Origin of the sequence: Gluconobacter vitians (assembly GCF_015244565.1) — a bacterium.
Classification (GTDB): domain Bacteria; phylum Pseudomonadota; class Alphaproteobacteria; order Acetobacterales; family Acetobacteraceae; genus Gluconobacter; species Gluconobacter vitians.
The window spans coordinates 1-10,831 of sequence record NZ_JABCQG010000038.1 but is presented as its reverse complement, the minus strand read 5'-3'; the positions used below and the strand labels follow the sequence as shown (position 1 = coordinate 10,831).

8 protein-coding genes are annotated in these 10,831 nt (G+C 56.5%); 7 read left to right on the top strand and 1 reads right to left on the bottom strand.

What is annotated here, in order from left to right; translation table 11 throughout:
* The first annotated feature begins 373 nt into the window (after nt 1–373).
* Entirely contained in the window at nt 374–556 is a 183-nt protein-coding gene (locus HKD24_RS14435) for a hypothetical protein (RefSeq protein WP_194260881.1), read from the top strand.
* A 52-nt stretch (nt 557–608) separates the two neighbouring features.
* Here HKD24_RS14435 and HKD24_RS14430 read toward each other — a convergent pair whose 3' ends face one another.
* Complete coding sequence (locus HKD24_RS14430) at nt 609–2,126, bottom strand: LTA synthase family protein (protein WP_322783339.1); 1,518 nt, start codon at nt 2,124–2,126, stop codon at nt 609–611.
* Nucleotides 2,127–2,500: 374 nt separating this feature from the next.
* Between HKD24_RS14430 and HKD24_RS14425 the strand changes: the two genes are divergently transcribed.
* From HKD24_RS14425 to HKD24_RS14400, 6 genes are all read left to right on the top strand, one after another.
* On the top strand, nt 2,501–4,102 hold the full coding sequence (locus tag HKD24_RS14425; RefSeq protein WP_322783338.1) for a capsular polysaccharide export protein, LipB/KpsS family: 1,602 nt from the start codon (nt 2,501–2,503) through the stop codon (nt 4,100–4,102).
* 98 nt (nt 4,103–4,200) lie between these two features.
* Nucleotides 4,201–5,496 carry a capsule biosynthesis protein gene (locus tag HKD24_RS14420; protein WP_194260882.1) on the top strand — a complete coding sequence of 432 codons (1,296 nt, stop codon included), beginning with the start codon at nt 4,201–4,203 and terminating at the stop codon, nt 5,494–5,496.
* Nucleotides 5,493–6,788, top strand: a complete 1,296-nt coding sequence (locus HKD24_RS14415; RefSeq protein WP_194260879.1) for a glycosyltransferase family 4 protein — start codon at nt 5,493–5,495, stop codon at nt 6,786–6,788. The genes HKD24_RS14420 and HKD24_RS14415 overlap by 4 nt, the downstream gene beginning before the upstream one ends.
* 490 nt (nt 6,789–7,278) lie before the next feature.
* On the top strand, nt 7,279–7,902 hold the full coding sequence (locus tag HKD24_RS14410; protein ID WP_322783337.1) for a sterol desaturase family protein: 624 nt from the start codon (nt 7,279–7,281) through the stop codon (nt 7,900–7,902).
* A gap of 12 nt (nt 7,903–7,914) precedes the next feature.
* Nucleotides 7,915–9,126 (top strand): glycosyltransferase family 4 protein, encoded by a 1,212-nt coding sequence (locus HKD24_RS14405; protein ID WP_194260877.1) that lies wholly within the window; start codon nt 7,915–7,917, stop codon nt 9,124–9,126.
* Nucleotides 9,127–9,161: 35 nt separating this feature from the next.
* A complete protein-coding gene (locus HKD24_RS14400; RefSeq protein ID WP_194260876.1) occupies nt 9,162–10,478 on the top strand; it encodes a glycosyltransferase family 4 protein in 1,317 nt (438 codons plus the stop codon).
* Nucleotides 10,479–10,831: the final 353 nt, after the last annotated feature.

Genomic DNA, 10,831 nt, shown 5'->3' with positions numbered 1-10,831 from the left:
TTTGAACTCCGCCGCATACCTCTTGCGCGTAACCTTGCCCATAAAACCCGTCCTCTCTCAGGTCGGATTATAGCTTATTGCCCTGTCCGAAAAATGGGGACCACCTCTGATCGATCGGTACCTTGATCCATGGGCAGCCACGCTGCGCTTCAGATATCGCGGCTTCAGCCCTGCTCACCCGAAGGCCTTTCTGAACCGGATTGCAGCATCTGCACGCAGGACCGGGTAGACGTTTCCCGACAACGCATATCATAATGTCTTGATATCTGGTTCAGGGTGCTCCCGAAGCATGGCGTGCCAGACGCGTGAAGTTGCCAGAATGAAAGCGCCTGCCTGTCGATTTTTCCTTCCATACACACAAGGAACTGCGCTCATGAACGATGATTATGACGACAACGGAACTGAACTGGAAATCCAGAAACTGATCGGCGAGCTTCAGAACGATGCGGAGCGCCTCAATATCACGGCAGACAAATCTGATGCGCCGGACGATCTCAAGCACATGATCGCTGCGCTGGCAGACAAGATCGACGGGTTGGCTTCACTGGTCCGATAATGATGGTGCCGGCTTCTTCGTGTTGTATCCACACCGGAAGCGGGCGGCATCGTTATTTCATCTGTCGTACAATTAGACTGATCATCCGGTGATGAAGACCCGCAGGCGTCATGGCCTCGCCGTTCAGGCGCGGAATAGCGTGAAATGCCCCAAAGCCTTTTATGATCACCGGCGTATGACGCGCGCCGCCCGGCATTACGGCCCCTGGCAGCGAAGGACGGTGATCTCCATAAAATACCAGAAGCGCATCCCGGCCGGTCTGTTCAAGCGCATCTGCCACGCGCCCCAGAAGCTCATCCCCGTTTCGAAGGTGATGAAGATAATCCGCAGCGCCGCCTGACCACGGCCCATGATTCTCGATCGTGACCGTGAAGATAAATGTCCCTGAGGGCCTGGCAACAGCATCATCGATCAAGGCCAGTATCCGGTCCCCCAAAGCGTGATCTGAGACATGGACGCCGCAGTGCGCTGCATCGGCGAAATCTTCCGTACCGATCAGCCTGTTGAAGCCTACAGATGGCATCAGTGCATCCCGGCCGTAGAACCGGAGATCATGTGGATGCAGAAAAATCCTCTCCTCACAGATCGGAGCCAGCCGGGCAGCGAGAGCATCTTCAGTCTGCTTTCCTGCCGTAAGATATGGATCGAACCGGCGGAAACCGAGTTCATTCTCCTCATGGCCGAACAGCACACCATATTCCGTCCGCATGGTGTATGCCCCAAATCCCGAGACCTGCAGCTTCCCAACGGCTCCTTCCCGTTCAGCTTGCAGAAGATAGGGCAGGCTGCAAGCTGATTTGGTTTCAAGGCCGAGTTCACGGGAATCCGCAAAGGATTCAGACTGAATCACGATAATCACAGGCCCCTGATCCAGGCGCCCTGCGTGAACCTGTGACCAGTTCTGCAGCTTGCGACGGCAGTCGTCTTTCCATCTCAGCCAGCTCAGCACGATTGTCGCCAGGAGCCCGTACCGTATCTCCCCCGCATCGAGATCCGCGACAGGCAGAATTTTCCGCGCCAGCCCGGTCCGCCTAAGACCATTCAGACAGACATAGCCCGTAGCGAACAGGCCCAGACCCTCTATCCGGAGGACGAGGCCATGACCTGACCAGGAATAGAACAGATCGTTCAACAGCATCCCGACGAAGGACAGTCCCAGCAAGGCCAGTCCGGCCAGAACCAGAACCCGGGCAAATGGAGGAATGGCTCCGATATAGAACCTGGGATGCCGGACGAACGCTCCAATGACCGCGACATCGCTGAACATCAGCGGTTCACCAAGAACGTTTCTTTTCAGACCCGAGCCAAAGACCAGCAGAACTCCGATAAGGATCGTCAGGACGGCCGCAGGTCCGGGATGCCCCACCAGAAACAGAAGAGCACCGAACATCATGAACGCCATGAAGAAACGAAAAATACTCGCCCGAAAAAAGCCAGCCGTACTGCGGATACATTTTACTGCATCTTTATTGGCACTCGGGAAAAAGTATACTTTCAGATCCAAGAATTCAAGCACAAAATAAACTATAAGTAATAAATACAATATTTTGATATTATTCACATAATGCACTCCTTAAGAATTTGTATTTATTTCCGAGATAGCTGATTTATTCATGATGCGCCTTGGAAGTTTAGGTGGTTTTATAATTAATTTTACGTCTTTCAAACGCATATATCGAATGTTACCTTGGCCTTGTATTCGCGGCTGCCCCGCAGAAGCGAAAGAGGAAGGGGCACGAAAAAGGAAGAGCATTCGCCTTGAGTTCAGGATCTGTTTCGACATCCAATCCGCTCCCGCTCATCCTGACCGCGCCTCCTCTGGGAAACCCTATTCACCCATTTAGCCGGATCCGACCAGACGCGCCCGGTCTGTTGGCTGAATCTCCGTGTGAATCAGGGGACATTCAGAACGATCCTGCCGTCCGGATGATTTCGGAAGCCCGGGTGGGAGGCAGGTTCTGGGCACCCGCTGCAAAAGCAAAAGGGCCGATACTGGTCTGCGTTCCCCCTGATCCGGCATATGCCCGGCAGATGTGGCAGCAGGCAAAAGCCTGGACCAGTCTGGACCAGCTGGTTCTCGTCACACCTGACAGCGGCGCAGGCTGGAACAGGATGCGGGATGCGGCTCAGGCCGAAGGTGCACAGGCCCTGTCCGAAAATGTCGATCCGTTTTCGCTGCTGGGTGGAACCCGCACCCTGCTTTTACCGTCAGGCAGCATGAATGCGCTTTCTGCTCTCGGAGCCCTGACAGGACATGCCGTGATGCGTCCGGATACCGGGTGTGGCTGGAAACAGGATACGCACGCCGCCGCGGAGGCCCTGCAGATCCTCCGAGTTGCGACGGAATACAGGTCGCCATTTTCGGGAATGCCGATCGACATCCTCGACGCGATTGCTCTTCTCGCAGACTGGAAACGCATTCTTGTCGCCAATCGTACCATAAGCGTCTGTGTTGGTATGTCGTTCTGGAAACGCGACCGGATGAAGGCATTTTTCGCAACAGCGGAAGAACGCCGCCCGCTCCCGCTCTTCCGCCGGACAGCCACAAGCGCCATTGCCACAGCGCGCAGACACAACACTGCGAAAGGGATCGCCGTCTGGGCGACCCGTATGCCGCGTGAACTGGAACGGGCGGCCCGGAAAGATGGTCTTCCACTTCTCCGCGTCGAGGATGGCTTCATACGCTCGGCTGGCCTCGGAAGCGGCTTTCTTCCGCCTGCCTCCATCATTACCGACAGCAGGGGACCCTATTACGACCCTGCACAGCCCAGCGATCTGGAAGTCCTGCTGGCCACCCACCCCCTCGGGGAGGACCTTCAGGCGCGTGCCCGGTCCCTTACGACCCTCATCCGGATGCAGAACATTTCCAAATATTCTGCCGATGCAACACCGCCGAACCTCGGCACTCCGGCGGGACGACGGATCATTCTGGTACCCGGGCAGGTGGCTGATGACATGTCGGTCCGATTGGGTGGCAGAAACGTTCAGGGCAATATGGATCTGCTGCGCCGTGTCCGGAAAGCCTGCCCGGATGCGTTCATTGTCTACCGCCCCCATCCGGACGTGGATGCAGGTCATCGCGCAGGTGCCATTGCCGATGCGGACGTTCTGCGCGTGGCCGATCACATCTGCCGCGAGGGGGGCATGAGCCCTCTGCTGGACGTCGTGGATGAAGTTCATACCCTGACATCGCTGACGGGTTTCGAAGCCCTCATGCGCGGACTGCCCGTCACGACCTACGGACAGCCCTTTTACGCGGGATGGGGGCTGACCCACGATCACGCGCCTGTCGCCCGGCGTACCCGCCGGCTGAACGTGGAACAGCTTACCGCCGCCACATTGCTGCTCTATCCACGCTATATCGATCCTTTGACCGGCCTGTTCTGTGGGCCGGAAATTCTTATCGACCGCTTCGGCAGCCCCGAAGTCTGGCGTCCGGATCTTCTCATGCGCCTGCGTCAGGCTCAGGGGGCGATCAAAAAAGCCTTTGTTCAGGGAGTTCACACGGTGCTGCACACACCAGCGAAAAAGAGCGATCGGTCATGAGCACCGCCAAAACGTCTCCTTCCGCCGGAAACACCGCATCCGATACGGGACACAAGCCGGAAAGCGTACAGCGCAACATTCTGCTTCTTCAGGGGCTGATGGGACCATTCTTCCGGCTGATCGGCAGGGAACTGCGCCGCCGCGGCTACGGAGTCTGGAAAGTCAATTTCAACGGTGGCGACCGGCTGTTCTGGCGCCTGCCGGGAGGCATTGATTTCACCGGCCGCGCCAATGAATGGCCGGATACGCTGGCACGGATCATCATCGAACATGACATTACCGATGTCGTGTTGTTCGGGGACTGCCGCCCACTGCACAGTGCCGCCATTGCGGTCTGCGCCCGCCTGCATATTCCTGTCCATGTCTTTGAAGAAGGCTATCTCCGGCCCGACTGGGTGACGTTCGAACTCGGAGGGGTCAACGGCAATTCCACCCTGTCAAAGGATCCGGACTATTACGTCCAGTGCGCGAAAACCCTGCCCGCACTGCCCCCGCACCACCCCGTCCCGTCCTCGTTCCGGACGCGCGCCCTTCAGGGGCTGGCGTATAACACTGCCGACCTGCTCTCCCGGTGGCATTATCGCCACTGGAACAACTACCGTCCCTGGCATCCCCTGACCGAAGGGATCGGCTGGCTGCGCAAACTGCTCGCCAGCGACGAGCGACGTGACCGAAGCAAAAAACAGCTTGAGGCGTTACGGGCCTCAGGCAGCCCCTACATGCTGTTTCCTCTGCAACTCGATGCAGACGCCCAGGTTCGTCTCCATTCGTCTTTCAGCGGCATGGCGGAGGCTATCCGCGTCGTGATCGCGTCCTTCACGTCCCACGCACCCCGCGGCATGCGTCTGGTCATCAAGGAACATCCGCTCGACAACAATATCCGTAACTGGTGCCATGAAGTCGCCATGCAGGCCGCGGCCTACGGCGTTACGGACCGTGTGGACTATTTCGAAACGGGTGACATCGCGGACCTGGTCCGCACCGCTACGGGTGTCATCACCATCAACAGCACGACCGGAACCTTGGCGCTCGCCGAAGGCAAGCCTGTCATCACACTGGGGAACGCCGTCTATGATATTCCGGGCATCACGTTTCAGGGCCCTCTGGCGAAATTCTGGTCAGATCCCGGACGGCCAAACCCAGAGATCTTCGAAGCCTATCGCCGCGTCCTGATCGAGCGCTGCCTCATTCCCGGCGGTTTCTTTTCGAACGAAGGAATGGACAAGCTGGTTCGCCACGCCATCGACCGCCTGACACGCCACAGTCCACGGGACTTTGCCGCTGCATCACGCGCTGAAATGGCACGCCGTGAAGCGCTGCGTCAGGAACTGGCTTCCCACCCCGACACTCCGGCGGAGATTACAACTCCGGACCCGGAAAAGGCCGCCCCATGACCCGGTCTCTCTCCGCAGAACGCCCTTTCTATACGTTGGACATCTCGCGCATCCTCACCCGTGCGAGCGCCCGCGTTCCAACCGGTATCGACCGGGTCGAACTCGAATATGCCCGGTATCTCTGCCAGCATGAGCCCGATCATCTGGAGTTTGCCGCAGCGCACCCGCTCCGGCGCTTCGCCGTCCTGCCCTACGCCCGTGCCGTCGCCTTCATTGAAGCGATCGGCGCCGTCTGGGACAACGGAATTGACGACGGAGGACGGGCGGCCCGACTGGGAAAGGCTCTTCTGCACGGAGTCCTCGTCCCCCGCCTGGGACGTTCTGCCGAACCACACACCCGGACGACCGGCCGCAACGTCTATCTTCTGGTTTCCCATCATCATCTGACACGACCGGAACTGATTGCGGCTGCGATCAGGCGGCGTCATGGGCTGTTCGTGCCCATGATCCAGGATCTGATCCCGCTGGAATTTCCGGAATATGCCCGCGAGCGCGAACCTGCACGGCACCTGCGCCGTATCGAGACGGTTGTGCGCTACGCGGATGCAGTCCTGACGCCTTCGGAAGCAACCCGACAGTCTTTTCTGCCCTATTTTGAACGTGCAGGCCGCAGCATCCCGATCTGGCCCGTGCCACTCGGCGTCCATCTGCGGGCTGCGTCAGGAGCAGACAGTGCTTCTGATGCAGAAACGGGCACGGTCGGGCGCCGCACACATCCCTATTTCGTCTGTCTGGGAACAATCGAGGCGCGCAAAAACCATCTCCTGCTCCTCAATCTGTGGCGGCGGCTGGCCCAGCTTCATGGAGACGCCGCGCCACATCTCGTCATCGTCGGCAAACGGGGATGGGAGAACGAGCAGGTCATCGACATGCTCGAACGCTCTCCCTCCCTCAGGGGAATGATGGAAGAACACAACTCCCTTCCCGACACGACGGTCGTGACCCTGCTGAAGGGGGCCAAAGCCCTGCTGTTCCCTTCGTTTTCAGAAGGGTTCGGGCTGCCTCTCGCCGAGGCGTTGGCGCTGGGCACACCTGTACTGTGTTCAGACATCCCGGTCTTTCACGAAATCGGCCAGACCTCCGCCACATATCTCGACCCGCTGGACGGACCAGGCTGGATGCAGGCCATCGAAACCCTCGCAGGACTGCCGGTTTCCGGAAAACAGCCCGTCACCATGGCGTCCGCCCCACTGAAACCGGACCAGATCCTCAACTGGCCACAAAGCATCTCCCGCGCACTCGATCACGTCTCCACCTTTGTATCGAACAGCACAGTTTCCGGCGGCCACTGAAACTACTCTGCCCGTTCCCATCGCCCCTCATCCTCAAGGTAAGGATGAGGGCAATAGCAAAAGGTGAATGCTCGAACTGGACGTAGAGCATCCGCTTCATTTTTTAACCCAGCAAGATCAGATTCTTGGCGAGATGCTAAAAATTGCGTTCCATGCTGGCATTTGTTCATTTCAAGAGAGGAAAAGACTGCTTCCTGACCATGAATTCAGCCTCCGGTTAACCTTATGGTGATGCGATTCAGCCATAAGAGCTATTCGAAAGCGCCGCCAGGAAAGGAACCATTGCCAGAAAGACAGATCAGCACCCGATCCAATCTATGGCCTGGTTCAGGCCTTTTGGAATTTTTCTGCTCTGCGGCTATATGCACACACTGGATCAGCCTTGGATTTTACTATGATTTACAGGGAACTAGCCGGGTGATAGGAAGTAGGATCGTAGGTTGCTTCTGCAAACAGCCAGAAGGTTCTCCCGCAGGGTCGCGACAAACAAATGAGGTTTGCAATGATGGTCCGCACTTTCAGGGCACATCCGACGCGGGTCCGCCTGTTTCGAAACAAATGGCTGGAACTCACGACCCTAACTCCGTTTCCATTGTTTTTCAGCGTGTGGCTTCCCATCACTGTTGTCGCAATAGTCGCGGCATTTCGGACAGAACAGGGTGGGAAAATCGCATTCGGATTTCTGAGCGGACTTCTGGTCTGGACCTTTTTTGAGTATTTTGCTCACCGGTACATTTTCCATCTCAAGCTTAATTCTGCGGTGGGACGCCATCTTATCTTTCTTATCCATGGCAATCACCATGCGGATCCAAAAGATCCTCTGCGCAGCATCATGCCCCTGACCGTTACGCTTCCCCTGGGCTTCCTGATCTGGCTTGCCTGGAGGCATTCCGGATTCCCTGCGCCCAACTCGGCTTTTGCCGGGTTTGTTACGGGCTATACGGCATATGATACGGTGCACTGGGCCTGCCATCAGACCCACTCCCGGGGGCCGATTGCGAAAATTCTCCGGAAACATCATCTGCTTCACCATTACGCGCGGATCCATGGCAATTATGCCACCACGGTCCCGCTACTGGACCGTGTTTTCAAAACCCGTATCCGGTCGCAGTAAGCCTGTTCTTTCATGCAGATTACTCTGGATGCCAGAAATACCGGCCGTGCCATGGGCACAGGGGTTACGACCTACACGCGAACCCTTGCCGAGGCCCTGGAAGAGCAGAAAGATGTTTCCGTTGGCTGGCTTCATGAAACATCCGGGCCAAATGCCGTTGATTCAAAATATCCCCACTCTTTTTCCGCCCGCGGATTACGGTTTGCCCGGGCACTGAGCAGCCGGAAACGGAAGGCCATTACTGGCACAGGCCACGAGACTGGAAATCTGTTTTCCAGAGATCTCTTCCGGATTGGCCATGTGCATTTCAATATTTTCGGAAAGCTGCTGGCCATTGAGCCCGAGCAAAAGCCTGCTGTCATGCACTGGACGTGTCCTCTGCCGCTTTACATGCCGGGCTGTCCAAACATTGTGACCATCCATGACCTCATTCCCATTCTGCACCCTGAGTTCTGTCAGACCGATCCGACACGCACACAGCGGCTGCTTGAGAAAGTTACTGAGCAAGCCGATCTGATCGTCACGATTTCCGAAACCGTCAAAAAAGAAATCATGGCGCATTTCAGCCTGCCTGCCGAACGCATCTGCGCCATTCACCAGGCAACAAACATCAGGTCAGAACTTTCGCGCCTTCCTTCTGCAGGACGCGTTCCCTGTTCTGAAGGAAGCTTTATCCATATCGGCACCATAGAACGTCGCAAAAACATCGGACGCCTGATCCGGGCCCATAGTCTCAGTCGCAGCCAGCGCACATTGGTGCTTATAGGTCCGCAGGGATTTGGTGCCCAGGAGGAGCTTGCGGCATTATCGGATCATCTTCATCCAGAGCGTGTTATGCTACTCCACTGGATTGACCGCGCAGATCTTATTGCCGCCATCCAGAGCGCCCGCGCCGTTGTGTTCCCGTCTCTTGCCGAAGGTTTCGGCCTTCCAATCGTTGAGGCCATGGCACTTGGTGTTCCTGTCCTGACCTCTCAGGGAAGCACCACAGAAGAAATTGCGGGTGGCGCAGCCTGTCTGGTGGATCCGCACGACGTTGGATCAATCACCGAGGGTTTGATCCGCCTGGACCGTGACGAAAACCTCTGCCGCAGCTTTGTTGAACTTGGCAATGAGCGGGTGAAACATTTCAACCCTCATGATTACGGGATACGCTTCAAGGCCCTGTATCGCGATCTCGTGGCCTCAAAACAATCTTCTTCCCGCCACAACCCAGCGGTCTGATGCCGCTTTCCAGTATTCCCGTCCAAGGAGTTCCAGTGTCCAGTCAGCCTCGTCTTCATGTCGCTCTTGATGGTTTCAATCTTGCTCTGCCCCGCGGAACGGGAGTCGCGACCTATGCGCGCACGCTGAGCTATGCCCTCAAGGAAATGTCATATGAAGTTGACGTTCTGTACGGCCTGAACATTCCATCAAAAGCACAGAGCCTGCTGCGTGAGATCCTGTTCTTCGATCAGCTCTGCGCAGAAGAAAAAAGCCGCCGGGCCCGTTTTCTGGGTGCCAGATGGAAAGAACGCGCCCGTGCCGATGTGCTGGGACATCGCGCAGTCAGCATCCCAGTAGACAAACATGTGGATGCCCGCTCCTTTTCCGAGCGCCTCCCGGCTTTTGACCGCATCCTCAATGCACGGGATCTGTTCATCACGGCATGGAACCATTATCGTCGGACGCGCCGTTTCCTGAGCATCACACTTCCGAACCCACCGGATGTTATGCACTGGACCTATCCCCTGCCGATCCGCGCACGGAATACGAAGAACGTCTATACCATTCACGATCTCGTACCGCTCCGCCTGCCCCACACTACGCTGGACAACAAGACCAATCATCTCAGGCTGATCACGGACATTGTCCGGCATGCAGATGCGATATGCACCGTTTCGGAAGCTTCCCGAAAGGACATCATTGACTTCGCACCCCAGGCGGCAGCAATCACTCACAATACTTACCAGTCAGTCCGGGAACAGACCGCCGTCCAGAATATTCCTGCTGAAATTATCACACAGACGTTGAATCGTCTCTATGATCTCAGGGCTGGAGAATACTTTCTCTATTACGGTTCCATCGAACCCAAAAAGAATATTGCCCGTCTGATTGAGGCTTTTCTGGCATCCGAAACCCAGAGGCCCCTGGTAGTGGTAGGTGCCATGGCCTGGAAAGCCGAAGGCGAACAGCAGCTTCTGGAACGCGGAAAGCGCCTGGGACGGATCATCCAGATGGAATATCTTCCGGAAAATGATCTGATGATGATTATCCGGGGCGCAAGGGCCGTTCTGTTTCCTTCCCTGACAGAAGGTTTTGGCCTTCCGGTCGTAGAGGCCATGATGATGGGCACCCCTGTACTGACCTCTCATGAAGCATCTCTGCCTGAAGTCGTCGGCAAGGCCGGCCTGATGGTGAACGCCTATGATACGATCAGCATCATGGAAGGTATCCAGAGACTTGACAGTGACGATGCCCTTTCCAACTGGATGCGTCAGGAAGGCCCCATACAGGCAAGGAAATTCGATATGGCGAATTACCAGATTGCTCTGGAGAAATTTTACGGGGCCGTCCTTAAAACTGGCTCACGCTGACATGAACCTTGTCAAAGCAGGCTGATATCTGAAGTGCTGCCTGCTTCAATGAAGCAGGCAGTGGAACGGACATGGTACTCAGCAATCCGAGAAATCAGAAAAGGGCGATGAATGGTCCACTTGCGCTTTCCCAGCACAGACACTGGGTCTGCCCGGTCGGAAATAACCACCTGAATCCCGACAGTATGCTGCATGTTGTGCCCATGAGGGACATACACAGACAGCACTACTACGGTAAGCTGTGACGTGCCCCCCGGAAATGTAACCATTTAAAAGTAGAGTCCGATCGAGAAGGATACGGACGGATGAAGCGCAGTCGTTTTACGGAAGAGCAGATCATAGGGATCCTGAAG

What these genes read in the sequence shown, in the direction of transcription:
- HKD24_RS14435 (WP_194260881.1), top strand. Translation starts at nt 374, where the DNA reads ATGAACGATGATTATGACGACAACGGAACTGAACTGGAAATCCAGAAA.
- HKD24_RS14420 (WP_194260882.1), top strand. Translation starts at nt 4,201, where the DNA reads ATGGGACCATTCTTCCGGCTGATCGGCAGGGAACTGCGCCGCCGCGGC.
- HKD24_RS14415 (WP_194260879.1), top strand. Translation starts at nt 5,493, where the DNA reads ATGACCCGGTCTCTCTCCGCAGAACGCCCTTTCTATACGTTGGACATC.
- HKD24_RS14410 (WP_322783337.1), top strand. Translation starts at nt 7,279, where the DNA reads ATGAGGTTTGCAATGATGGTCCGCACTTTCAGGGCACATCCGACGCGG.
- HKD24_RS14405 (WP_194260877.1), top strand. Translation starts at nt 7,915, where the DNA reads ATGCAGATTACTCTGGATGCCAGAAATACCGGCCGTGCCATGGGCACA.